Genomic DNA, 22,979 nt, shown 5'->3' on the forward strand with positions numbered 1-22,979 from the left:
CTGGAAGGTCAACCAGTGGCTGTTCCGGATCGGACCGATGTGGTCACAGCCAGGCGGAGAGCGCCTTGAGGACGTCGGCGCGCTTGCGTGGTGCGGTGAGGGTGGCGACGGGCCGTCCGCCGGAGAACAGGATCAGCGTGGGAATGCTGAGCACCTGATAGCGGACGGCGATGCCGGGGTGGGCGTCGATGTCGGCCTTCACCACCGAGATCGTGTCGTGGTGCTCCTCGGCGATGCTGGTGACGACCGGGCTCAGTTGCTTGCAGGGGCCGCACCAGGGCGCCCAGAAGTCGACCAGCACGGGCTTGCCGGAGCCGAGAACGGTGTCGTCGAAGGAGTCGGTGGTCACGTCGGTGAGTTGCATGGCAGCAGTTCCTGATCATCCGAAGGTGAAGGAGAAGGCCTGGACGCCGGGTCCGACGGTTGCGGTGAGCGAGCCGCCCTGGATCGTCGGCGTGGCGACGAGCTGGTAGGAGTTCGGAGTGCCGTCGACCTCGACGGTCCTGGTCTGCCCGTTGTCCTGGATCGTGACGGTTTTCTTGCCGGACAGGACCATCCGGACTTCCTTGGCGCGGTAGTTGAGCTTGATCTGCCCGGACTCGCCAGCAGGAGTGATGGATTGGGTGTCCAGCTTCCAGGCGCCCGCGAGTGCGAAGCTGTCGGTGCCCTGGTTGTCGGGGAACTGGAACGGCTTCTCGCCGCTGGTGTAGGTCTCCGTACCGGCGAAGTTCACGCGCTTGGTCGAGCCCAGGTAGGTCTCGCGGGTGATGTCGCCTACGACCGGGGTGCCGTCGGTCAGCTCGGTGGCGGCAGGCAGTCGCACACCGGGCTTGGCGTCGTCGAGAAGTTGACGGATCAGCTTCTCGGTGACCTTGTAGTCGCCTTCACCGAACTTGATGTGCCGCACCGTGCCCTGGGCGTCGATCAGGTAGTGGGCGGGCCAGTAGCGGTTGCGGTAGTTGGTCCAGGTGTCCAGGTTGTTGTCCAGGGCGACCGGGTACGTGATGTCGAAGTTCTTCGCGGCGGACGCGACGTTGTCCGCTTCCTTCTCGAAGGCGTACTCGGGTGAGTGGATGCCGATGACCTGGAGTCCGGCGTCGCGGTAGGCCTTGTCCCACGCGGTGATGTGCGGGATCGAGCGCTGGCAGTTGATGCAGGAATACGCCCAGAAGTCCAGCATGACGACTTTGCCGCGCAACGACTTCAGGTCCAGCGACTGGCCGTCGGGGGTGTTGAGCCACTGCTTGATCCCGGTGATGTCCGGTGCGGTGCCGCAGCTCTCCAGCTCGGGTGCGCCGTCGGAGCACTTGTCGAGATCCCTGTTCTGGTCGTTGACCAGCCCGCCGAGGTTGAGCGCCCTGCGCACCTGCTCGGAGTTGTTCACCTTGTCCTGCAACGAGCTCGTGTAGTCCGGGACCACGCGCTGCAGCAGCTGCGGCAGGTTGAACACCAGGCCGAACGCGAGTGCGATCATCACGAGGCCCGCGGTGATGCGGATGCCGCGCTGACGTTTGCGGAAGGACCGCACGCGTTCGGCGACCCGGCGGCCCGCGAGCGCGAAGATCAGCAGCGGAATGGCGGCGCCGACGGCGAACGTGAGTGTGAGAACGACCGTCTCGGTGCCGATCCTGCCGGTCGAGCCGGCGACGGTGATGGCCGCCAGCACGGGACCGGCGCACGGCACGTAGACCGCGCCGAGGGCCAGGCCGAGTGTGAACCCGCCGCGGTTCGCGTCCGGGTTGCGCTGGGGGATCCAGGTGAACGGCTTTTCCAGCAGCTGCTCGAAGCGCGGCACGATCAGGCCGATGCCGATCAGGACGAGCACGACGATGCCGGCCCAGCGCAGTACGTCCTGCGGCAGGTCGAGGATGGTGAGCAGCAGCGACCCGAACAGCGTGACCAGGCTGAAGCTGACGACGAGGCCCGCGATGACGAGGTAGGGCCGGGTGCGGGACGCCGGCTTGGTCGCCAGCGCCACTGCTCCCGACCCGGACGCCGCACGGGCGCTCTGCGTGCCGCCGGAGAAGAAGATGACGGGAAGGACGGGCAGGATGCACGGCGAGATGCCGGTGACCAGGCCGCCGATCAGACCGATCAGTGCGAGGGTCAACATGAGGCAGCCCTACTCGGATTGGCGGAAGTGCGTGATGCCTGTGGTTCGCGGCTGATCGCATCTCGGATTGCTCATTCGGCAGAAGTGCCTGGTGTGTGGGGGAGTGCGCCAAGTTGATCGTCGCCTGTGGACTGGGGGCTGCCGGTGCGCGATCTGTCCTGGTCACGCACGAGCCGCGGCCTCGTCGGTAACGAATCGACAACCGGACCCATCCGTGCTCCGAGGGGCGGCGAATCACGAGTAGCAACCTCCCCGTTCACTCCTTGGAGATGTCCGCCATGAACAAGACCGTCCGCAACACCGTCCTGGCCATCGGCGCCGCCTCGCTCGCCCTGTTCGGCGCGGCGTGCGGCTCGGGTGACATGGCCAGCAGCGGCAACACATCTACCGCCGCGCCCACCACGACCACCCAGTCCTCGGCCGCGATGGCCGACCCGGCCAAGGACCTCGTCGGTCCGGGCTGTGCCGACTACGCCAAGCAGGTTCCGTCCGGTTCCGGCTCGGTGTCGGGCATGGCCGCTGACCCGGTCGCCGTCGCCGCCAGCAACAACCCGTTGCTCACCACGCTCGTCAGCGCGGTGTCGGGCAAGCTGAACCCGAAGGTCAACTTGGTCTCGACGCTCAACGGCGCTGAGTTCACCGTGTTCGCGCCGGTCGACTCCGCGTTCGCGAAGATCGACGCCGCGACGATCGAGAAGCTCAAGACCGACGACGCGCTGCTGACCAAGATCCTGACGTACCACGTCGTTCCCGGCCAGATCTCCCCGGACAAGATCGCCGGCGACCAGAAGTCCGTCCAGACCGGCACCGTCAAGGTCTCCGGTTCGGGCAACGCGATCAAGGTCAACGACGCCAACGTGATCTGCGGCGGCGTGAAGACCGCCAACGCCACCGTCTACCTCATCGACTCGGTCCTGATGCCCGCCTGACATCTCCAGGGCAGCAGTACCGCGACTCCGGGAACCGCGCTGTGCGTGCGGTTTCCGGAGTTTTCACGTCTGCCGCCGAACCGGATCGCGTCCGGTTCAGCGAAGGGCGATGGTGAGGACCGGAGCCCCGGTCGGGCCCGGTGATCCACGCGAGGGCTCGACGGTCAGCACGACTTCGCCCACCCCCTGGATCTCGCTCACCAGCAGCGACGTCACGCCGCCCGCCGGACGGACGGTTCCCGCCGATCGCGGGCCGTGGTCGTCCACCAGCCACAGCTGGTAGACGCGGTCACGCGGCAACGCGGGCAGACCGTCTGCGAGGAAGAGCATCTCGGCGCGGCTGCGGGAGATCGCCGCAGCACCCGCCGGACCTGCCGCGGTGACGAGTCGCAGATCCGGTGCCGCCAGCAGATCACCGATGTGAGTCTGCGGAGAAGCGGCCGCGGGGACGATCCTCGAGGTGCTCAGCGCGCCGTGCGCACCGGCAACCGCCGCGGCGGCCACGCAGGCAGCCGAGATGAGCGCCGCGGCGCGCCGGAAACCTTGACGCCGGGAGAAAACCGCCACGCTCTCCGAGATCGGTGGCACCTGCCGCACGTGCCGGACCGCGTCCAGCACCCGTGACCGCAGGGCGATCGGATGAACGTGGTCGACGGCGTTGCCGAGCCAGGCCGCGGTCTGCCTCAGTCCGGCCAGTTCGTCCGCGCAGCTCCGACACCTGCCCAGGTGCGCTTCGAACTCGGCTCGCTCGGCGTCGGGCACCGCGCCGAGTGCGTGGGCACCGGTCAGCAGGTGCGGGTTGATCGCACGCGTCATTCCCGGTTTCACACGTCTACTTCGAAGCCGTTCGGTGAGCGGATTGCCTCAGGCCGCGGTTCGTACACCCATGTCGGCCATGACCGATCGCAACGCCTTGAGTCCGAAGTGGACCCGGCTGCGCAAAGTCGCCTGGGGCACCTCGAGTTCCGCTGCCACATCGCGGTACGACCGGCCGCGCAGGTGGGTCTCCACGACGGCGGCGCGCTGGTCCGCGTTGATCCGCGACAGTCCCATCCGCACCAGTCGTCCGTCGATCGTGGTGCGGACGAAGTCCTTGCTCACCTCGCCGGCTTCGGCGGCGGCCGCCCGTGCGGCGGCCATCCGCTTGTCGTCGCGCAGCCGTGACCGGACCTCGTCGATGACGACGTTGCGGGCGATCGCGAAGAGCCAGACGCGCACGGTGGCCAGCTCGGGCCTGAAGCCGTCCGCCGACCTCCACGCCCGCAGGAACACCTCCTGCACGACCTCTTCCGCCGCGCAGTCGTCGCCGAGCTGCCGCAGCGCGAAGCGATGCAGCTCTGGTGCGTGCAGGGAGTAGAGCTCCTCGAAGCCCGCGTCGCCACCCAGGCCGGATCTCCGTCGTGTGCCGATGTGCGCCATGAGCTCCCCGTCGCCGGTCCTGCACGGGATTCGAGACCGGTCGGGTAGCGGATGGGCCAGTTTCGTCCTGATTTCAACGCGGCGGTCGGTTCGGTCGTACACACCTGTGTTCCACGACCAGACATCGGGAGAGAACATGCGTATCGCTCGCACGACCGCACTCGTAGGCGCGGCGGCACTGCTCATGACCGCACTGGCCGCCACGCCGGCCTCGGCGACGACCGACCAGCCGCGAGTCCACCTGCTCACCTCGGACGGAGTGCTGAGCACCAGGAGCTGGTCGTCGCCGTCGCAGTCCCAGCACCGCGTCCGCGTCACCGGTCTCAAGGCCCGCGACCGGCTCATCGGCATGGACGTGCGGCCCGCCACCGGCGCGCTGTACGCGATCGCCGCGTCCGGCCAGCTCTACGTCCTCGACCCGCGCACCGGTCGCGCCACGGCCGTGGGGACGCCCGCCGCGATCGAGGGGACCGCGGCGGGGATCGACTTCAACCCGGCGGTCGACCGGATCCGCCTGGTCACCACGACCGGCCAGAACCTGCGCCTGGTGCCCGACACCGGCGCCGTGGCGGCCGTCGACACCCCGCTCGCCTACGCCCCAGGAGATCGCGCCGCGGGCCGCACACCTCAGGTCTCGGGCGCCGGCTACACGAACAGCGTCGCCGGGGCGACGTCGACCACGCTCTACGACGTCGACAGCCGCACGGACACGCTCGTCACCCAGGGCACCGTCGCCGGCGTGACGCCGGTCGTGTCCCCGAACACCGGACAGCTGTTCACCGTCGGCAAGCTCGGCATCGACATCGGCAGGACCAACGGCTTCGACATCGCCACCACCAACGGCCGGCACCGCGCGATGGCTGCCGTGCAGCCCGAGTTCTCCCTGCTCGGGGGCTCGCTCCTGGTGAAGGTCGACCTGGACAGCGGGCGGGCCTCGGTCGTCGGCGTCGCCGGTGGCACCGTCGTGGGGCTCGCCTTCGCCTGACCGGCGCGGACAGCGGCGTGGCTGTCGACCCGCACGGGCGAACCGGCGCGGGTCGACAGCAGGTGTCTCGGGCTCACCGTGCAGGAGCGCACCGGCGTCGCTCCCAACGAACTCACCGCCGCCGAGGACCGCGACGAATGGGCCGGCACACCGTGGCACAAGCACGTGCCGGCCCGGCTCGAACCGCTCGGACCGGACACCGGCGATCAGCGCACGGGATAGGCGCCCGGCGTGGTGCCCGTCCACCGGCGGAACGCGCGGATGAACGTGGCGGCGTCGGCATAACCCAGCCGCAGCGAGATCTGCTCGACGGTGAGGCGGTGCAGCGTCATGAGCTCGATTGCCTGTACGCGCCGGGATTCGTCGACGAGGTGGCGCAGTGACGTCCCCTCCGCGGCGAGGTGGCGGCGCAGCGTGCGGGCCGACAGGTGCAGACGGGCAGCGATCCGGCCGGCCTCGGTCACGCCCTCGGCGATGATCTCCCGCACGTTCTGCGCGACGCAGGGGAGCAGCGTTCGCTCAGCAGCGAGCGGCACGCGCGTCCGCACACCGTCAGGGTGAGCGGATCTGACCGCGGCAGCGGAAGATCCAGCACGGCGATGTCGGTGACGACTCGCCGAGGATGGCGCGGAGGATGCCCGCGGTCACCGCGATCTCCCGCTCGACGAGGAACGGTCTCAGCGCGGCGGACGAACCGTCGCCGTCCACGATCAGGAAGGCCTCGTCGCCGGACACCCGCAGGCTCAGGCCGGTGACCGCGTAGGTGAGCGGCAGGTACCGCATGCCGAACTCGACGGCACCGCGGACCGTCGGGCAGGTCAGCATCGCGAAGCCCCAGACACCATAGGCGCGCAACGAAAGCCGCTCGCCGACCGCGAGTCCGACGCCGGACGCGCCCCGGTCGCCGCGAGAGGTTGGCGGCGACGGCGAGCTCCTGTGCGGCGCTCACCACCGTGTTGTCGTGCAGCATCGCGGGGGAGATGCCGGTGTCCTGCAAGCACTTCCGCACATCGACGCCGTGTTCCGCGCCGACCTCGACCATCGCCCGCACACCGGCCGCGCCACGACAACTCCTCCAAGACAGCCCTCGTGATGATCACCTCGCAGTACGCCAAGGCCTACCCGTCGATCCGGTTCAACGCCGTCGATCCCGGCTACACCGCGACGGACCTGAACGGCCACCAGGGCACCAGCACCGTCGAGGAGAGCGCGGACATCATCGTCCGGATGGCCACCATCGGCACCGACGGCCCGACCGGCGGCTTCTTCGACAAGGCCGGTCCGGTCGTTTGGTGACGCCATGCGTCACGTGCTCCGGCCATCGGCGCCAGGTCTGGTTTCGGTACTCTCGGACCGCCTGACGGAAGGACCTGGGTGGACGACTCGTCGAAGGTCGGTAGGCATGCTCGCGGGGTGCTGGCCGCCGCGGAGGCGTTCCGCGCCGAGGCGGCAGGGGTGCGCGCGGAACCGGACCGGCTGCTCGCGCTCGCCGCCGCGCAGTACCAGGCGGTCCGGGACTCGCTGGTGGCCGACCAGCTCCGCGCCATGCCGGTGGACAAGCTGCGGGTCGCGTCGGCGAACCTGCGGCTGAGCCAGCTGAAGGCCGCCGGGTACCGGACCGTCGCCGACGTGGCCGAGGCGCGGCCCGAACAGCTCGACGGCGTGCCCGGCGTCGGCAGGCAGTCCGCCGAGCAGATCGTGCGGGCCGCCCGCGCCGTCGTCGACGGCGTCGCGCGCGAGACGCCCGCCCGGCTGAACCCGGACCGCGCTGACCGCGCCCAGACCGAGCTGCTGCGGCTGATGTCCAAGCTGCGCAGGGCGAACCAGCTCGTCGCTCCGCTGCGCGAGCCGCTCGCGGACGTGCTGGGCAGGGTCGACGCCGACGTGCGCGCCGCGTCCCGTGCCTGGAGCCGGGTGCGGATGTTCTTCTCGTTGCGGAAGAACCGGCAGGCCGCCCTCGACTCGCTCGACCGGCTCGAGGCCCTGCTGGGCAGCCGGGACGCGGCGGCGTTGCGCGCGGTGGGCAAGCAGCTGCGCGTGCCGGACCTGGATCATCGCGCACTGTGGCGCGACTACGAGCTCGACGCGGCCGCCTACAACACGCTCCTCGCCGACCTGGCCGGTGCGGACGCGGTGCCGGATCGCAGTGCCGCCAAGGGTTTCGTCCCGTCCGACATCGAGCACGAGGTCGACGCGACCACACTGGACACCAGCCTGCTGAAGGTGTCGCTGCGCGGCTACCAGGTGTTCGGAGCCAAGTTCGCGCTGGCGCGCAAACGCGTCATCATCGGCGACGAGATGGGACTGGGCAAGACGATCGAGGCCATCGCGGTGATGGCGAGCCTCGCCGCCGGTGGGCGTCGCGGGTTCCTGGTGGTCTGCCCGGCGAGCGTCGTCGTCAACTGGGCCAACGAGATCGCCCGGCACAGCGACCTCGTGCCGCACCGGCTGCACGGCGCGGGCCGCGACGACGCGGTCGGCAAGTGGCTGGCGCAGGGCGGTGTCGGCGTGACGACGTTCGGCACGCTGCCGAAACTGGTGCTGCCGAAGAGGTTCCGCCCGGCGCTGGTCGTGGTCGACGAGGCGCACTACGTGAAGAACCCGGACACGCAGCGCTCGCAGGCGGTCAACACGATCCTGCAGCGCGCGGAACGGGCGGTGCTCCTCACCGGTACCCCGATGGAGAACCGCGTCGAGGAGTTCCGCAACCTGGTCGCCCATCTCCAGCCGGGCGTCGCGGCCCGCACGGGGTCCGTCGACGCCGTGGTGGGAGCGAAGGCCTTCCGCCGCGTCGTCGCGCCGGTGTACCTGCGGCGCAACCAGGAGGACGTGCTGGGGGAGCTGCCGGAGCTGCTGGAGGTGGAGGACTGGGTCGAGTTCGGCAAGCAGGACCGGGCCGCGTACCTGGACGCGGTGCGCGAGGGGAACCTGATGGCGATGCGCCGCGCCGCCTACGCACCCGGCACGCCCGGCGGCTCGGCGAAGCTGGAGCGGTTGCTCGAGATCATCGAGGAGTCGAGGGACAACGGCTGGAAGGTCGTGGTGTTCTCGTACTTCCACGACGTGCTGGACGCGGTCGCGGACCACGTCGAGGTCTTCGGTCCCCTGACCGGCGCGACGTCGGCGCAGGGCCGTCAGGAACTGGTGGACGCGTTCACGGCGTGCGAGGACCACGCGGTGCTGGTGGCCCAGATCGAGGCGGGCGGCGTGGGCCTCAACATCCAGGCCGCGTCCGTGGTGATCATCACCGAGCCGCAGTGGAAGCCGAGCACGGAGGACCAGGCGATCGCCCGGTGTCACCGGATGGGCCAGGTCCGCAAGGTCCACGTGCACCGGTTGCTCGTCAAGGACAGCGTGGACGCGCGGGTGCAGGAGATCCGCGACCACAAAACCCTGCTGTTCGACCACTACGCGCGCGAAAGCGACACGAAGCACTCACACGCGAACGCGCTGGACTCAGCCGTGTCCGTGGAACAGCGAGTGGTGCAGGCCGAGCAGCAGCGCCTCGGTGTTTAAGACCTGACCTCGTCGAGGCGCAGGAAGCCGGCCGCGCGCAGCCGCCGGGTGGCGCCGTCGTCGATGCTGATCCTGGTGAGCGAGCCGGAGACGGTCGACCCGCCGACGGTGAGAGCGATGATCAGCAGGGGGAACAGCACGGTGCGCACGAGCATGGCCCAGCAGGCCCCGACGCCGATCCTGTCGCCGTTCTTGAGACGGACGAGGCGGGTCCCGGTGAGCACCGCGCCGAGCGCCCGGCCGTTGCCGAAGAACAGGCCGTACAGGATCGGCGCGCCGAACAGCAGCCCGAGCATGATCAGCGCCGCCGTGGTGCCGGGGACCTCGCGGTCCATTGTGGCGAGCACGAGCGCGATGAAACCGGCGAACGCGCAGAACAGGTATACGACGAAGTCCGCCAACCAGGACAGCAGTCGCGCCCACCCGCCCGCGGTGACGTAGAAGGTCCCGTCCTCGAACGTGTCGAGTCGTTTCGCGATCGTCGGACCGAACTGCTGTTCCACGTGCTGCCGGGCGATGTCCATCCGGCTCGGCGGCCGGCCGGAGCTGGCGGTCGTGATGCCCTTCCCGGAGTTCTCTGGTCGCCGGGTCAACTGGTACCGCCGCGGTAGGGCGCGATCCTCACGAAACTTCCTCCCCAGTCGTGAAAGCCCCGAACATAGCCGACACGTTCCCTCGCCGGTATCGGTCGATCAACCCATTGACGGCGTTGAGGTCGTGTGTTCCAAACTGACGGCTCGAAGAAATGAGTGATGTTCTTCGCGCAAATCCTCTTTCTGAATGGAGGGGGACAACTTCCGAATGCGGTGTCACCCCCTCATATACGATCCGGGCATGAGTCAGCCGATTCCGTTCACCGACTTCAACTTCAAACTCGCCGTCGTCCAAGAGCTGATGTACGGCCAGGGCCTCTTGCCGAAGTTCAGGTTGACCAACTACGCCTTCGAACAGGGCTTCACCTACGACGCGTGGAGCGTTGAGGCGGTGCCGGAGGCTCTGGCGTACTTCGAGGCGCTGGAGGTCCCCGCCGAGCTCGCGGAGAAGATCACCGAGATCGCGATGGACGGCGGCAACCAGATCTACCTCGAGATCGCGCCGGGCTGGGACGGCGAGGACGAGCTGTTCGACGTCGACGAGTTCGCCGACCTGCGGCACTTCCCCAACCTGAAGTCGATGACGCTGCTCTACACCGGCAACGAGGAGGCGCTGGAAATGCTTCGTGCCCGCGGGATCGACGCGGACTGGGTCTGAAGGGCACCCAGGTCGACGGGACTCAGCCTCCCGCCGACCCGGGTTCGCGTAACCGAGTCACGTCATCTCGCTTCGGCCGACCCGGCGAGGACCGGGACGGGGATCTCGAAGTGCACGGTCTGGTGGCGGTCCGGGTCACCGTCGCGGGCGTCGCAGACCTCGAGCGCGACCGAGCGCCAGAACGCTTCCGCGCCGGCCACGCGGGTGTCGGTGTGCAGGTAGATCTGCTCGTAGCCGGGGGTCTCGGCGATGAACCGGACCGCGGCGTCGACCAGTGCCCGCGCGAGGCCGCGGCGCCGGTGCTCCGCCCGGACGTACACCCGGAACAGCTGGGCCGTCCGGTCGCCGGAGTAGCGCTCGGCGATCCACGCCGGGTGCGGCGGACTGGCCGGTCCCTGCGCCCGCACGGCGGTGGTGCCGACGACCTCGTCACCGTTGACCGCGACGAACAGCGCGTGCCTGGGCGTGTCCAGGTAGGCCCCCGCCAGGTCGATCACGTCGGTGTGCCACTGGGGGCGGTAGCCGTGGCCGAACTCGCGGTAGAAGGTGTCCAGCATGACGCTGCGGGCACCCGGCAGGTCGGCGTGGGTCGCCAACCGCACCTCGTAGGGGTAGTGCTCGTTCACTTCATCCTCTCTTTCGCGCCGTCCAAAGTGGTCGCGACCGGACCGTGGATGACGACGCGTCCTTCGTGGAGCACGGCTACCCGGTCGGCCAGCCGGGCCACGACGTCGAGGTCGTGGCTGATCAGCACGAGCGCGCACGGCACGCTCGCGAGCAGGTCGAGCAGCCCGGCGCGGGTCACCGCGTCCAGGCCCGAGGTGATCTCGTCGCACACGAGCACCTCCGGTTCGGCGAGCAGGGCGCGCACGAGGGCCGCCCGCTGGAGTTCACCGCCGGACAGGCCGCGCGGCAGGCGCAGGACCGTCTCCTCGGAGAGACCGACGCGGGCCAAGGCGGCGAGCGCCGACGCACGGGCCTCGGCGGGACGCACACCGCGCAGCCGCACCGCTGTCCTGGCGACCTGGTCCAGCACCGGGCGGTGTTCGTCGAACGAGCCCCGCGCGTCCTGGAAGACGTACTGCACGGCGGCCAGCGCGGCTCGGGGCCGGCGGCGCAGTGACCGCGCGAGCGGCCGGTCGTGCAGCAGCACCTCGCCGGTGGCCTGCTGGTGCAGGCCCGCCAGGCAGCGGCCGAGAGTGGTCTTGCCGCTGCCGGAACGGCCGACGACCGCCAGCCGTTCCCCGACCTCCAGGTCCACGTCGTGCAGGACGGTGGCGTTGCGGTACCGGGCGGTCAGGCCGCGGACCCGCAGGCGGGGCGCCCGCTCGGGAACGTCGGCGAGGACTTGCGGCGCCGCGTCGAGCAGCGCGCGGGTGTAGTCCTCGCGCGGATTCGTCAGGAGTTCAGCAGCGGGCCCGGCTTCGACGACGCGGCCCGCGCGCAGCACCACGATCTCGTCCGCGAGTGCCCGCACCACCTCCACGTCGTGGGTCAGCAACACCAGCGCCACCCCCTGGGCGACGACGGCGGCGAGTTCGTCGACCACCTCGGCGCGCGTCAGGGCGTCCTGCCCGGTGGTGGGTTCGTCGGCGACCAGCACCGCCGGGTTGCCGACCAGCGCCTGGGCGAGCACGACCCGTTGCTGCTGGCCGCCGGACAGCTGGTGCGGGTAGCGGCGCAGCAGGCCGGCCGGCACCCGCGCCCGGCGCAGTGCCGTGCCGACGAGTTCCTCGGGATCGCCGTCGTGCAGCGCGGCGATCTCGCGGAACACGGCACCCAGCCGGCGCACCGGGTTGAGCGCGGAGGCGGGCTGCTGCGGCACGAATCCGACGTGTCCGCGCACCTCGACGTGCCCGCTGACCGACACGCCGGGGGAGTGTTCGCCGAGCAGCGCCAGGCCGGTGGTCGTCTTGCCGCTGCCCGAGGCGCCGACCAGGGCCAGGACCCGGCCCGCGGACAGGGCGAAGCTGACGCTGTCGAGCAGCACGTGCCCGCCCGCCTCGGCGCGCAGGTCTTCCACGTGCACGACCGGGGTCATGTCCGAACCTTCCGCAGTGCGCGGTCGAACACCAGGTTCAACCCGATCGACAGGGAGATGATCAGCAACGCGGGTACCACCACGGCCCACGGCTGCAGGAACAGACCGCCGCGGTTGCGGTCCACCATCACGGCCCAGTCCGCGGCGTCGGGCGCCACGCCGACGCCGAGGAAACTGGCCGACGCCACCAGGTACAGCGCGGAGGTGAGCCGGACGCCCAGATCGGCGGCGAGCGTGCGCAGCATCGATCGTCCGGTGTAGACGATCGAAGTCTGCCACCACGACTCGCCCTGCATGCGCATCGCCTCCAGCGCGGGCCGTGCCGCGATCTCCAGTGCCGTGGCACGGGAAAGACGGGCGACGTCGGGGAAGTTGACGAGCGTGACGATCCCGATGAGAACGACCAGGCCTTGCCCGGTGATGGCGGCCACGAGGATCAGCACCAGCAGTGACGGCACCGCCAGCAGCACGTCCAGAGGCCTCATCAGCACCTCGTCGACCAGCCGCAGCCGGGTGGTGGCCGCCACCACGCCGTAGGGCACCCCGACCAGGTAGGACAGGACGGTGGCGAGCAACGCCACCAGCACGACCGTCTGGCCACCGGCGAGCACCTGGTGCCAGGTGTCGCGTCCCACGAAGTCCGTGCCCAGCAGGCCCAGTGGCATGAAAGGTGCGCTGCGGGTCAGGTTCTCCGGCACGAACAGCGGTCCCAGCAGCGCCAGCGCCAACGGCACCACGATCAGCAGTCCGCCGATGCCCGCCCGCTTCACGCGACCACCTCGGCGCGCGGGGCCAGGCGGAAGCCCACCAGGTCGGCCACCAGGTTGACGGCCACCGTGGTGACCGCGAAGACCACCGCCAGCCCCTGCACCACGGGCAGATCGCGTGCGGCCACGGCGTCCACCAGGACGGTCCCGAGGCCGGGGATCACGAACACGGCCTCGACGACGATCACCCCGCCCAGCAACCAGTCCGTCGTGCGCGCGACCTGTTGCACCGCCGGGGAAAGGGCGTTCGGCAGGGCGTGGCGGAACCGGATCCTCGTCTCGGCGATCCCCAGGCGGCGGGCGTGGCGCACGTAGTCCGACGCCAGCGCGTCGACCATGCCAGCGCGCACCAGGCGGCTGATCGAGCAGATGGGCCGGGCCAGCAGCACCACCAACGGCAGCACCAGCACCGCGGGTTCGGCGAGCACGTCCGAGCCGACCGCGGTCGGCGGCAACCATCCCAGCTGCACGCCGAACACCGCGATCAGCACCACGGCGAGCGCGAACTCGGGAATCGAGTGCAGCGCCACGCTGACCGACGTCAGCGCCCGGTCCAGCAGGCTGCCCTCGCGCAGCGCGGCCAGCACACCGACCAGCACAGAGATCGGCAACAGCAGCACCAGCGTCAGCACCGCGAGCACGACGGTCGGGCCGATTCCTGCGGACAGGAACTGGGCGACCGGTCGTCCCGAGACCAGGGACTCGCCGAAGTCCAGCCGGGGCAACCCGGTCAGCCATTCGGCGAACCGCTCGGGTGCGGACCGGTCCAGTCCCATGGCCGCGCGGATCTGGGCGATCCGCGCGGGGTCCGGGTTGTCGCCGGCCAGGGCCACCGCCGCGTCTCCTGGCAGAGCCTCGACCAGGAAGAACACGAGGGTGACCACGGCCAGCACCTGCATCAGCCCGAGCGCGATCCGGCGGGCCGCGTAGGACGCGAGACTCACCCCAGCCACACCTTGTCGAACCGGGCCCAGTCGAGCGTGTTGGCCGGCGCGGTGGAGATCCCGCCGACGTTCGGCTTGGCGCCCACGATCCAGTCCGCGAAGCCCCACATCAGGTAGCCGCCCTCGGCGTGCAGCACGCGCTGCATCTCCTGGTAGGCCTGGGTGCGCGCGGACTGGTCCGAAGTGGACACGGCCTTCTCGTACAGCGCGTCGAACTCCGGCCGGGCCCACTTGGTCACGTTGGTGCCCGATCCGCTGAGCAGGCGCTGCGCGATGTGCGTCTCGATGGGCATGGCACCGGAGCGGAAGCTCGACAGCGAACCGTTCTTGAGCGTGTCGGCCCAGTAGCTGTCCTTGTTGCCCTGCACGACCTCGATCGTCAGCCCGGATCCCTTGGCCTGGTCGGCGAACACTGTGGCGGCCTCGACCATGCCGGCCGCGGCGGTGGACGTGTCGAGCTTGACCACCAGGCCCTCGGCGCCCGCCTTGCGGATCAGGAACTTCGCCTTGTCCAGGTCGCGCTCCCGCTGCGGGAGGTCGGCGTAGTGCTGGTAGCCCTTGCCGAACAGGTCGTTGCCGACCTGGCCGCTGCCCGCGAGCACCGACTCGACCAGCTGCGGCCGGTCGGCGAGCAGGAACAGCGCCTCGCGCAGGTCGCGGTTGTCGAACGGCGCCCGGTCCACCTTCATGGCGAACGCCTGCACGGCGCTGTTGGGGGAGCGGTGGATCGTCATCCGGTCACCGGAAGCGTTGCTGCGCGCGGTGGTCGGGGTCAGGTCGTGGGCGTACTCGACCTGCCCGCCCAGCAGGGCGTTGGTGCGCGCCGACTCCTCGTTGGCGATCACGAACTCCAGCTCGTCCAGCAGCGGCGCGCCCTCCCAGTACTCGGGGTTGCGCTTGAGCAGCACGGACCTGCCCGGCTCGAACGACACGAAGCTGAACGCTCCCGATCCGACCGGCTTGGTGAAGTCCTCGGCGCCCTCGGGAACGATGTAGGCGCCGAACGCCGCGAGGGCGTTGGGGAACTCGGCGAAGGGCCGCTTCAGCGCGAACTCGACGGTGCGGTCGTCCACGGCGCGGCTGTTCGGCAGGTCGATCAGCGCGAGGCTCGACTTGGCGCGGAACGCGCGGTTCGGGTCGAGGATGCGCGCATAGCTGGCCAGCACGTCCTGGGATCGCACCGGTCTGCCGTCGTGGAACACCGCCTTGCGCAAGGTGATCCGCCACCGGGTCAGGTCGGCGTTCGGCTCCCACTTCTCCGCCAGACGCGGCTGCGGCGACACGTCGCCACCGAGGTCCGCGAGCTTGTCGAACATCGCCTTCGACCGCGCGGCTTCGACGAACAGGTTGGCCAGGTGCGGGTCGAGGACCTCCTTGGCGCCACCACCGGCGAACGCGGCGCGGAGCCTGCCGCCGGTGCGCGGGGTGGAGGAGGCCGACGTGGCGCTGCTGCCGCACCCGGCGAGGGTGACGACCGCCAGACCGGAGGTGAGGCCGAGGAAACCGCGGCGGTTCAGGGACATGCTGGTTCCTTTCACTGGCACCCGCTTCGGCGGAGGCGGGCCACGACGTGGAGGCGGTCGCCGGACAGCGCGCCGCTCAGCGGGGCGTCGGCGGTCCAGGGCTGGTCGGTGCGGGGACCTGGCGAGTCGAACAGGGCGAGGACGTCGAACCCGGCGAGGTCGAGCAGGTGGCGCAGTTCCTGGGGGAACAGCAGCCGCCAGGCCGACCGCTGCACGAGCGGTTCGCTGCGCCCAGCCCATTCCCAGGCGCGCCGGCGGCGCAGCAACTGTTCGGCGTGGTCGATCCACAGCTCGGTGTGCGACGTGTACTCGGTGCCTCGCCACGTCACCGAGCGAGTGCGCACGCCGTCGAGGAGTTCGGTGTTGCCGAGGAAGAACGCGCCGTTGCGCATCTCCGCGACGAACAGGCCACCGGGCGACAGGTGTGCCCGGCAGCGGTCCAGGAAGGCGACGAGGTCGGCGTTGGTGTGGCAGTACAGCATCGCGCTGTCCAGGCAGGTGACGACGTCGAAACGACGGCCCAGGTCGAAGAAGCGCATGTCGCCCACCGTCACGTCGACCGCCGGGTGGTGCTCGCGCACGTACGCGAGCATGTTCTCCGAACTGTCCACTCCGGAGACTCGATACCCGTTGCGGGACAACCAGCCCGCGTCACGTCCGGTGCCGCAGCCGATGTCGAGCAGGTCCCGTCCGCCGCCGAACCGGGCCACCACGTCGTGCACGAACCGGGCCGCGACGTGCCCGGGGTCGGGGAACTGGTGCTCGTACAGCTCGGGGTTGTCGGTGAGCAGGTTCATCGGGCGACCTCCGGCTGTCGGGGCGTGAGCGCGCCGCGGCGGTGCAGCCACGCGACCCCCAGGGCACTGATGAGTCCGATCGCCACGCACAGCAGGGACGCGAGCCGGTCACCGAATCCGATGACCCAGCCGATCGCGGTGTTGCCCAGCGCGGCGGCGAGCCCCGACCCGAGGTAGAACACGCCGAACTGGGTGCCCGCCAGGCTTTCCGGGCCGAACGAGGGGATCAGGTCGTAGACGAGGGGGTTCGCGATCATCACGCCGACGGCCAGCGCGAGCGTGGCCACGAGCACCGGCACGAGCCCGGACCACAGCGCCGGCGCGGCGAAGCCGGCGCCCATGACGGCGAGACCCGTCGCGATCGCCGGTCCTCGCGCCCGGTTCGACAGCAGGCGGGTGATGCGCACCTGGAACAGCAGTGTGGCGACCGTGGACACGAGGAACAGCGCGGCGACGACGCCCGCCGATCCGGTGGCCTCCTGCGCCTGGAGCGGCAGCAGCAGGTAGAGCTGGTTCTGCAGGACGAACATCGCGCTCAGCACGCAGGTGAACGCCACGAACCGGCGGTTCGCCAGGCACTCGCGCCAGTCGCCGAGCACGGTCCCGCCCCGCCGGGTGGCCGGTCGGGAGGGCAGCACGACGGCCTGGGCGATGGTCAGCACCGCGAAGATCCCGGCCGCCACCACCGCGGCGATCCGGAAGTCCCACAGCAGCAACACACTGCCGAGCACCGGCCCGAACAACGCGCCCGCCTGGGCGTAGACGTTGAACCGGGCGAAGGCCTCGGTCCGCGCATCGCCCGCCTCCAGCGCGATGTACGCCCGCACCGCCGGGTTGAACAGCGCACCCGCGAGCCCGCTGAGCACCGACGCGGCCAGCACCACGGCGAGCGAGTCGCCGATCGCGAACAGCCCGAACCCCACCGCGCGCAGCGCGCAGCCGGCGAGGATGACGGTCCGCGGTCCCAGCCGGTCCGACGCGGTGCCGCCCACCAGGAACAGGCCCTGCTGGCTCAGCGTCCGCACACCGAGCACGACGCCGATCACCGCGGCGGACATGCCCAGGCCGCCCAGGTGCACGGCGAGATAGGGGATGAGCAGGTAGAAGCCGGTGTTCACGGCGAACTGGTTGACCAGCAGCAACCGTACGGGCAGCGCGAACCGGCTCATCGCGGCACCACGCCCAGCCCTGGCACGCCGGACAACCGCAGCGGGGCCGTCGTCGCCGCACCACGTTCAGACTTGGCAGGCCGGGCAGACCACAGGGGTGTCGTGGTCGCCGCACCATGCCCAGGCCTGGCAGGCCGGGGAGCCCGCAGGGGTGTCGTTGTCACCGCTCGACGCCCAGATTTGGCAGGCCGGGCAGACCACAGAGGTGCCGTCATCGCCGCACCACACCCAGATCCGGCAGGCCGGCGAAACCACAGGAGCGCCGTCATGACCGCTCGACGCCCAGGCCCGGCAGGCTGGGGAGACCGCAGGGGTGCCGTCATCGCCGCACCACACCCAGACCCGGTACCCCGGACAGCCGCAGGACACCGTCCTCACCGCCGATGCCGGACCACGGGTCGTGGGCCAGCAACAGGTGCCCGTCCAGGTCGACCCACCGGGCGTGCCCGGCGAGGTGGACCGCGGGCGCGATGCCGAGCGAACTGGCCACCAGGCAGCCGAGCATCACGTCCAGCCCGCTCTCACGGGCGGCCGAGACGATCTCCAGTGCCGGACGCAGGCCACCGCACTTGGCGAGCTTGACGTTGACGCCGTCCACCGCGCCCGCCAGCTTGCGCACGTCGGCGACCGTGGCGGCGTCCTCGTCGGCGACCAGCGGCGCCGGGCAGCGCTCGCGGACCCAGGCCAGCGCGTCCGGGTCGCCGGGCGGGATCGGCTGTTCCACCGCGTCGAGCGCGACCCCGGCCGCGGTGATCTTCTCCACCACCCGCACCGTCTCGTCCGGGCTCCACCCGCCGTTGGGGTCGAGCACCAGCCGGGCGTCCGGTGCGGCGGCGCGGACCGCGGCCACCGTGGCGACGTCCCGTTCCGGATCGGCCCCGGCCTTGACCTTGAGCACGGAGAACCCGCGCCCCGCCAGCGCCGCGGCCCTGGTAGCGGCGTCTTCCGGTGTGGTGATGCCGATCGTGTAAGCGGTCGGGACGTCGTGCCACCGCGGGACGCCGACGAGCGCGTGCACCGGCACGGCATCGCGCTGGGCGAGCAGGTCGTGCAACGCCGCGTCGACCGCCGCCCGCACTCCCGCTGGGATCGTGTGGTCCGCGTGCAGGGCGTCGAGCGCGGTCTCCGGCGAGTCCGCGCCGGCGAGGAGCGGACGGTTCAGCAACGACGTGATCGCCTCCACGTCGAGCCGGTAGTAGACGCTGGTCACCACTTCGCCGTGGCCTTGCAGGCCGTCGTGCGTCACGACGACCCGCACGGCGTCCCGGCGGGCCATGACCGACCTGGAGATGCGCAGTGGCGTGGACAGGTCGAGGCCGTAGACCTCCCAGTCGAGCTTCACGCGAGCACCGCCGCCTGCGGTGCGACGACCGAGCGGGACCGCGTCCAGCCCGTCGCCTCGACGTGGTGCGGGTCGCCGATCTCCACCGGCCGGTCGGCGGCGGGGCCGAGCAGGTCGCGGGCGTGGCAGAAGTCGTCGTCGAAGATCGTGCCGAGGTAGCGGTGGGGGCCGTCGGGGAAGACGGTGGCCACCACCGCGCCGGGCTCGACCCTTGCGGCCCAAGCGGCGACCAGCGCGACGGCGCCGCTGCTCCAGCCGCCGGTGACGAACGCGTCCCTGGCGAGCCGGCGGCAGGCGTCCACCACCTCGACCGGGCCGAGCCAGTGGACCTCGTCGAACTCGGCGTAGGCGACGTTGCGGGGGTGGATGCTGCTGCCCAGGCCGCGCATCACCCTGGGCCGCGCGGGCTGGCCGAAGATCGTGGAGCCGACGGCGTCCACACCGATCAGCCGCACGCCGGGCCAGTAGCGGCGCAGTTCGCGGACGACGCCCGCGCTGTGCCCGCCGGTGCCCACGCTGCACACCAGCACGTCGACGGGGTCGAGCTGCTCCACCAGTTCCCTGGCCAGCTCCGCGTAGCCGCCGGGGTTGTCCGGGTTGTTGTACTGGTCGGGCCAGTAGACGTCGGGGTACTCGCGCAGCACGGCTTGGAGCCGGTCCAATCGTGCCTGCTGCCATCCACCGACCGGGTGTGGCCGGTCGACCACCTCCAACCGGGCGCCGTGCGCGCGCAACAGGGCGCGCATCGACGGCTCCAATTCGCTGTCCACCACCAGGACCACCGGGTGGCCGAAGGCCTGACAGGCGAACGCGAGGCCGAGACCCAGCGTGCCGCTCGTCGACTCCACGACCACCGCGCCGGGGCGCAACTCGCCGCGTTCCCGAGCGGCACGCAGCATGGACACGGCACCGCGGGCTTTCATGCCACCGGCGCTCAGACATTCGAGCTTGGCCCAGAACCCGCCGTGCCGGTGCGGCAGCGGGGTGTCGATGCGGGCGACCGGGCTCCGTCCGAGAAGGTCGAGCAGGTGCCGGTTCTGGCGGGGGACCGTCACGACGGGCGCTCCGTGTGGTGGTGGATCGTGGTGGGGCCGCCGTCGAGCCAGAAGAACGGGTACGGCTCGGCCGACACGGCGCGCACTCCGGTTCCGATGAACCACGGCAGGATCGCGCTGGCCGTCTGCGCGAACAGCGTCACCGGCTTGCCCGCGTCGGCGGCGCGGCGCAGCAGCGGTTCGAACGTGCCGTTGCCGACCGTCATCCCCGAGGCCAGCACGAGATCGCACCCGTCGAGCGCGCTCTCCGCGTCCGTGGCGATCGGCTCGTCCCACTCGGTGTGGCCGCCCTTGAGATCGCACGGCACGTACGTCGCGCCTCGCTCTCGCAGGTGGTGCAGCAGCGAGTTGACCACGCCGACGACCAGCACCCGGTCACCCGGCGCGGGGTCCAGCAGGTCCACGACGGCCTCCGCCCGTGCCATGGACTTGGCCAGGGAACTGCCGGGACCGATGGTGAGCGACTTCGTGGCGGACAGGTGGTGCGGGCGGACGTGCGCCAGGTAGGCGTCCAGCGCGGCGGTGCGGATGGCCGGGTTAGGGTGGCCGAGCAGGTCGAGGACCGACGCCCCGACGCAGGCGTGCACCTCGTCGTCGGCGATGTCCTCCACCGCGCAGGAACCGATCGCCTCCTCCACGCGGAGACTGACCACGGTGTTGCGGTACGACTGCCCGCGGGTGGCGTGCCGGGCGCCCTGTCTGGTGGTGAACCCGACGGACACGGTGCACGTCGCCGGGTCGGAGCCCAGCCCGCCGCCGCGGACGAGCTCGACGAGGTCGGTGAGCGTCACGCGGGCACCTCGGCGTAGTCGACCGACAGACCGCTCACGAGCTGCTCGGCCCGCGCACGTGCGCCGAGGCCGGCCGGATCGGTCACCACGACGTGGCCGAGGTAGCTGTTGTTGCTGGTCGGATCTCCCGCCCGGTGGCCGGGCTGCTTGATCGACCAGTCCACCACGTCGGGCGCGGTGCCGAGCGCCTCGGTGCCGCGGACAGCGGCGACCAGCCCGGAGCGCGGAGGCAGGACGAAGGAGATCGCGGCGCTGCGCACACCGGTGTCCGCCGGGCTCAGATCCGGTCGTTCGCCCACGGCCAGCTGCGCGTACGCGGCGGGCAGGTCGATGCCGGTGACGCGGCGGACCAGTTCGGTGATCTGGTTGCCGGCCGGACGCGGGTTGACCTCGACGAGCTTCGGGCCGTCGGAGGTCAGCTTGACCTCGGTGTGCGCGACACAGCGGTCCAGGCCCAGCGCCTCGATCGCGGCCACGGCGACGGCCTCGGCCTCGGCGGTGGGCAGGTCGGCGGGGAACATGTGCCCGCTCTCCACGAACCACGGGTCGCCCGCGATGCTCTTGTCGGTGACGCCGACGACGTGCGTGGCCCCGTCCACCGTGACGGTCTCCACGCTCACCTCGGGCCCGGTCAGCAGCTCCTCCACCAGCACGGTCCGCACCCTGGGCTGGTTGCGGGCGTTGACCGGGAACGCCTCCATCGCGGCGAACGCCTCGCGCAGCTCCGACTCGTCGGCCACCTTGCGCACGTGCATCCCGGCGCACAGGTCGACCGGCTTGACCACGAGCGGATAACCCAGCTCCGCGGCGGCCTTGGCGAGCGCGGGCCAGTCGTCGGCCAGAGCGAAGCGCGGACCGGGCACACCCGCCTCGCGCAGGGCGGTGCGGGTGAGGTCCTTGCGGCAGGCGCGTTCGACGGCGAGTGGATCGGGGCCGGGCAGGCCGAGGTGCGCGGCGACCCGTGCGACGGTCGGGAGGTAGTAGTCGCAGGAGGAGATCACGCCGTCGAAGCGCAGGACCGCGTGCAGCCGTTCGACGTGGTCGAGCAGCGCGGGCACGTCGTTGGTCTCCGCCGTCAGCACGTTCTTCGCGGCCAGCAACGGGTGTGGGTGCGAGGGGGCCGCGCGCAGGTAGTGGTGCAGATCGCGGGTCAGGAACGTGAAGCGATGCCCTGACTCGTTGACCGCCCTGGGCAGCAACGAGCTCATGGCACCGACCCAGCTCTCGATCATCAACAGGTGACCCACCAGTCCTCCTCCTCGGTCGCGAGCCGTGCGGCCGAACCTGGGGAACATGGTAATCATTATCGATGTCATTTCGACACCGCCCTCCGGGGAAGGTGGGAAGGCGGTGCGCTCGGGCCGGATGGTGCGACCGGCTGGGCTAACGTCGTGACGGCTCGTCGGACGACGGCGACCGCATGCTTCTGGGCACGACGAGCACTGTCCACACAGGATTGAAACGAGGGGTTCATGGCTGAGGACCGGCAGACCGAGATCCGTGGCGCGTTCGACGCCGCGGCAGCCGATTTCACCGCGCTGGGGCGGCATCTGTGGGAGCCGATCGGCGCGGCGGCGGTCGCGATCGCCGATCCGCGGCCGGGGGAGCGCGTTCTCGACGCCTGCTGCGGCGCCGGTGCCTCGGCGATCCCGTCCGCCCGGCTCGTCGGCCACGACGGTCTCGTCGACGCCGTCGACATGTCCGGTCCCATGATCGACCAGCTGCGCCGGCTGTCGGCCGATCTGCCGCAGCTGCGCGCGCACCAGGCGGACGTCACCACGTGGGCCGCCGAGGGCTACGACGTGGTGCAGTCGGCTCTGGGCATCTTCTTCTTCCCGGACATGACGGCGGGAACCGACCACCTGATCAGCCGGGCGCGTCCCGGTGGCCGCGCGGTGTTCACCATCTGGCGCGGTGAGTCCATGGCGGCGGCCGGCCGGCACCTCGGCCGCGCCATCGCCGAGGCCACGAGCACGCCACCGCCCGCGCCCCGTCCGCCGCATCTCGTCGACCAGGTCAACCAGGCAGGCAGCTACGCGGACTGGCTGGCGGAACGCGGCTTGGCCGACGTCGACGTGACCGTCAACGAGATGGCGTTGACGATGACTCCCGAGGTCGCCTGGCTGGTGATCATCGGGTCCGGGTTCCGCGGCGCGCTGGAGAAGGTGCCCGCGGAGAAGTGGGACACCGTGCGTGAGCTCTACCTGGCGTCGCTGCGAGACGACGGCGTGACCGAGCTCGACGCCACCACCCTGATCGGCAGTGGGCGCCGCGCCACGTGACATGGAACTCGTGAACTAGATGCAAATGATTGTCATGAGCTAGCGTCGCCGCTGT

The 22,979-nt window shown here is 70.8% G+C and carries 24 protein-coding genes and 1 pseudogene; 7 read left to right on the forward strand and 18 right to left on the reverse strand.

The genetic code is table 11. The annotated features are described in order from the left end of the window. Positions 1 to 43: 43 nt before the first annotated feature. The gene (gene trxA, locus AB0M48_RS24755; protein WP_363846178.1) at positions 44 to 364 is read right to left on the reverse strand and encodes a thioredoxin; all 321 of its coding nucleotides are present in this window, start codon (positions 362 to 364) and stop codon (positions 44 to 46) included. 15 nt (positions 365 to 379) lie between these two features. Then, positions 380 to 2,113, reverse strand: a complete 1,734-nt coding sequence (locus AB0M48_RS24760) for a cytochrome c biogenesis protein DipZ (protein ID WP_363846180.1) — start codon at positions 2,111 to 2,113, stop codon at positions 380 to 382. Between the two features lie 278 nt (positions 2,114 to 2,391). On the opposite strand from AB0M48_RS24760, the gene AB0M48_RS24765 reads away from it, so the two are divergent. Continuing rightward, positions 2,392 to 3,042, forward strand: coding sequence for a fasciclin domain-containing protein (locus tag AB0M48_RS24765; RefSeq protein WP_363846182.1), 651 nt, complete (start codon positions 2,392 to 2,394; stop codon positions 3,040 to 3,042). Between the two features lie 96 nt (positions 3,043 to 3,138). Here the strand turns inward: AB0M48_RS24765 and AB0M48_RS24770 are convergent, their stop codons facing one another. Further along, complete coding sequence (locus AB0M48_RS24770; protein ID WP_363846184.1) at positions 3,139 to 3,858, reverse strand: anti-sigma factor; 720 nt, start codon at positions 3,856 to 3,858, stop codon at positions 3,139 to 3,141. Positions 3,859 to 3,906: 48 nt separating this feature from the next. Then, positions 3,907 to 4,461 carry a sigma-70 family RNA polymerase sigma factor gene (locus AB0M48_RS24775; protein ID WP_363846186.1) on the reverse strand — a complete coding sequence of 185 codons (555 nt, stop codon included), beginning with the start codon at positions 4,459 to 4,461 and terminating at the stop codon, positions 3,907 to 3,909. Positions 4,462 to 4,597: 136 nt separating this feature from the next. Here AB0M48_RS24775 and AB0M48_RS24780 point away from each other — a divergent pair, with 136 nt between their 5' ends. Both AB0M48_RS24780 and AB0M48_RS24785 read left to right on the forward strand, forming a co-directional pair. Next, positions 4,598 to 5,446 (forward strand): DUF4394 domain-containing protein, encoded by an 849-nt coding sequence (locus tag AB0M48_RS24780; RefSeq protein WP_363846188.1) that lies wholly within the window; start codon positions 4,598 to 4,600, stop codon positions 5,444 to 5,446. Between the two features lie 78 nt (positions 5,447 to 5,524). Next, positions 5,525 to 5,668, forward strand: a complete 144-nt coding sequence (locus AB0M48_RS24785) for a hypothetical protein (protein ID WP_363846190.1) — start codon at positions 5,525 to 5,527, stop codon at positions 5,666 to 5,668. Here AB0M48_RS24785 and AB0M48_RS24790 read toward each other — a convergent pair. Further along, positions 5,653 to 5,994 (reverse strand): helix-turn-helix transcriptional regulator, encoded by a 342-nt coding sequence (locus AB0M48_RS24790; protein WP_363846192.1) that lies wholly within the window; start codon positions 5,992 to 5,994, stop codon positions 5,653 to 5,655. The genes AB0M48_RS24785 and AB0M48_RS24790 overlap by 16 nt on opposite strands. A 4-nt stretch (positions 5,995 to 5,998) precedes the next feature. Beyond that, positions 5,999 to 6,325: pseudogene (locus tag AB0M48_RS24795) on the reverse strand (AraC family transcriptional regulator ligand-binding domain-containing protein); the annotation flags it as partial. Between the two features lie 213 nt (positions 6,326 to 6,538). Here AB0M48_RS24795 and AB0M48_RS24800 point away from each other — a divergent pair. Next, on the forward strand, positions 6,539 to 6,742 hold the full coding sequence (locus tag AB0M48_RS24800) for a hypothetical protein (protein ID WP_363846193.1): 204 nt from the start codon (positions 6,539 to 6,541) through the stop codon (positions 6,740 to 6,742). A 78-nt stretch (positions 6,743 to 6,820) separates the two neighbouring features. Beyond that, positions 6,821 to 8,962 carry an SNF2-related protein gene (locus AB0M48_RS24805; protein WP_363846195.1) on the forward strand — a complete coding sequence of 714 codons (2,142 nt, stop codon included), beginning with the start codon at positions 6,821 to 6,823 and terminating at the stop codon, positions 8,960 to 8,962. On the opposite strand, the gene AB0M48_RS24810 is transcribed toward AB0M48_RS24805, so the two are convergent. Next, a complete protein-coding gene (locus AB0M48_RS24810) occupies positions 8,959 to 9,555 on the reverse strand; it encodes a hypothetical protein (RefSeq protein WP_363846197.1) in 597 nt (198 codons plus the stop codon). The genes AB0M48_RS24805 and AB0M48_RS24810 overlap by 4 nt on opposite strands. A gap of 241 nt (positions 9,556 to 9,796) precedes the next feature. On the opposite strand from AB0M48_RS24810, the gene AB0M48_RS24815 reads away from it, so the two are divergent. Continuing rightward, entirely contained in the window at positions 9,797 to 10,213 is a 417-nt protein-coding gene (locus AB0M48_RS24815) for a hypothetical protein (RefSeq protein ID WP_363846199.1), read from the forward strand. 62 nt (positions 10,214 to 10,275) lie between these two features. Here the strand turns inward: AB0M48_RS24815 and AB0M48_RS24820 are convergent, their stop codons facing one another. From AB0M48_RS24820 to AB0M48_RS24870, 11 genes are all read right to left on the reverse strand, one after another. Next, entirely contained in the window at positions 10,276 to 10,839 is a 564-nt protein-coding gene (locus tag AB0M48_RS24820; RefSeq protein ID WP_363846201.1) for a GNAT family N-acetyltransferase, read from the reverse strand. Next, positions 10,836 to 12,254: an ATP-binding cassette domain-containing protein gene (locus tag AB0M48_RS24825; RefSeq protein WP_363846203.1), complete on the reverse strand. Its 1,419-nt coding sequence runs from the start codon at positions 12,252 to 12,254 to the stop codon at positions 10,836 to 10,838. The genes AB0M48_RS24820 and AB0M48_RS24825 overlap by 4 nt, the downstream gene beginning before the upstream one ends. Beyond that, positions 12,251 to 13,024: an ABC transporter permease gene (locus AB0M48_RS24830; RefSeq protein WP_363846205.1), complete on the reverse strand. Its 774-nt coding sequence runs from the start codon at positions 13,022 to 13,024 to the stop codon at positions 12,251 to 12,253. The genes AB0M48_RS24825 and AB0M48_RS24830 overlap by 4 nt, the downstream gene beginning before the upstream one ends. Next, entirely contained in the window at positions 13,021 to 13,965 is a 945-nt protein-coding gene (locus AB0M48_RS24835; RefSeq protein ID WP_363846207.1) for an ABC transporter permease, read from the reverse strand. The genes AB0M48_RS24830 and AB0M48_RS24835 overlap by 4 nt, the downstream gene beginning before the upstream one ends. After that, positions 13,962 to 15,488, reverse strand: a complete 1,527-nt coding sequence (locus AB0M48_RS24840) for an ABC transporter substrate-binding protein (RefSeq protein WP_363846209.1) — start codon at positions 15,486 to 15,488, stop codon at positions 13,962 to 13,964. The genes AB0M48_RS24835 and AB0M48_RS24840 overlap by 4 nt, the downstream gene beginning before the upstream one ends. Positions 15,489 to 15,499: 11 nt before the next feature. Next, on the reverse strand, positions 15,500 to 16,285 hold the full coding sequence (locus AB0M48_RS24845; protein WP_363846211.1) for a class I SAM-dependent methyltransferase: 786 nt from the start codon (positions 16,283 to 16,285) through the stop codon (positions 15,500 to 15,502). After that, on the reverse strand, positions 16,282 to 17,454 hold the full coding sequence (locus AB0M48_RS24850; RefSeq protein WP_363846213.1) for an MFS transporter: 1,173 nt from the start codon (positions 17,452 to 17,454) through the stop codon (positions 16,282 to 16,284). The genes AB0M48_RS24845 and AB0M48_RS24850 overlap by 4 nt, the downstream gene beginning before the upstream one ends. 319 nt (positions 17,455 to 17,773) lie before the next feature. Then, positions 17,774 to 18,796 carry a dipeptide epimerase gene (locus AB0M48_RS24855; protein WP_363846215.1) on the reverse strand — a complete coding sequence of 341 codons (1,023 nt, stop codon included), beginning with the start codon at positions 18,794 to 18,796 and terminating at the stop codon, positions 17,774 to 17,776. Next, on the reverse strand, positions 18,793 to 19,851 hold the full coding sequence (locus tag AB0M48_RS24860) for a PLP-dependent cysteine synthase family protein (protein ID WP_363846217.1): 1,059 nt from the start codon (positions 19,849 to 19,851) through the stop codon (positions 18,793 to 18,795). The genes AB0M48_RS24855 and AB0M48_RS24860 overlap by 4 nt, the downstream gene beginning before the upstream one ends. Continuing rightward, positions 19,848 to 20,642, reverse strand: coding sequence for a DUF364 domain-containing protein (locus tag AB0M48_RS24865; protein ID WP_363846219.1), 795 nt, complete (start codon positions 20,640 to 20,642; stop codon positions 19,848 to 19,850). Before AB0M48_RS24865 ends, AB0M48_RS24860 begins: the two co-directional genes overlap by 4 nt. Continuing rightward, positions 20,639 to 21,889, reverse strand: a complete 1,251-nt coding sequence (locus AB0M48_RS24870) for an ATP-grasp domain-containing protein (protein ID WP_363846221.1) — start codon at positions 21,887 to 21,889, stop codon at positions 20,639 to 20,641. The genes AB0M48_RS24865 and AB0M48_RS24870 overlap by 4 nt, the downstream gene beginning before the upstream one ends. 225 nt (positions 21,890 to 22,114) lie before the next feature. Here AB0M48_RS24870 and AB0M48_RS24875 point away from each other — a divergent pair, with 225 nt between their 5' ends. After that, positions 22,115 to 22,924 carry a methyltransferase domain-containing protein gene (locus tag AB0M48_RS24875; protein ID WP_363846223.1) on the forward strand — a complete coding sequence of 270 codons (810 nt, stop codon included), beginning with the start codon at positions 22,115 to 22,117 and terminating at the stop codon, positions 22,922 to 22,924. Positions 22,925 to 22,979 lie beyond the last annotated feature (55 nt).

The sequence above is a fragment of the Lentzea sp. NPDC051208 genome (genome assembly GCF_040682435.1).
Classification (GTDB): Bacteria; Actinomycetota; Actinomycetes; order Mycobacteriales; family Pseudonocardiaceae; genus Lentzea; species Lentzea kristufekii.

Bases quoted from the DNA above. Each gene is read 5' to 3' on its own strand.
- trxA (WP_363846178.1), bottom strand. From the start codon at position 364: ATGCAACTCACCGACGTGACCACCGACTCCTTCGACGACACCGTTCTC.
- AB0M48_RS24815 (WP_363846199.1), top strand. From the start codon at position 9,797: ATGAGTCAGCCGATTCCGTTCACCGACTTCAACTTCAAACTCGCCGTC.
- AB0M48_RS24845 (WP_363846211.1), bottom strand. From the start codon at position 16,285: ATGAACCTGCTCACCGACAACCCCGAGCTGTACGAGCACCAGTTCCCC.
- AB0M48_RS24775 (WP_363846186.1), bottom strand. From the start codon at position 4,461: ATGGCGCACATCGGCACACGACGGAGATCCGGCCTGGGTGGCGACGCG.
- AB0M48_RS24780 (WP_363846188.1), top strand. From the start codon at position 4,598: ATGCGTATCGCTCGCACGACCGCACTCGTAGGCGCGGCGGCACTGCTC.
- AB0M48_RS24760 (WP_363846180.1), bottom strand. From the start codon at position 2,113: ATGTTGACCCTCGCACTGATCGGTCTGATCGGCGGCCTGGTCACCGGC.
- AB0M48_RS24840 (WP_363846209.1), bottom strand. From the start codon at position 15,488: ATGTCCCTGAACCGCCGCGGTTTCCTCGGCCTCACCTCCGGTCTGGCG.
- AB0M48_RS24765 (WP_363846182.1), top strand. From the start codon at position 2,392: ATGAACAAGACCGTCCGCAACACCGTCCTGGCCATCGGCGCCGCCTCG.
- AB0M48_RS24875 (WP_363846223.1), top strand. From the start codon at position 22,115: ATGGCTGAGGACCGGCAGACCGAGATCCGTGGCGCGTTCGACGCCGCG.
- AB0M48_RS24850 (WP_363846213.1), bottom strand. From the start codon at position 17,454: ATGAGCCGGTTCGCGCTGCCCGTACGGTTGCTGCTGGTCAACCAGTTC.
- AB0M48_RS24800 (WP_363846193.1), top strand. From the start codon at position 6,539: ATGATCACCTCGCAGTACGCCAAGGCCTACCCGTCGATCCGGTTCAAC.
- AB0M48_RS24825 (WP_363846203.1), bottom strand. From the start codon at position 12,254: ATGACCCCGGTCGTGCACGTGGAAGACCTGCGCGCCGAGGCGGGCGGG.
- AB0M48_RS24770 (WP_363846184.1), bottom strand. From the start codon at position 3,858: ATGACGCGTGCGATCAACCCGCACCTGCTGACCGGTGCCCACGCACTC.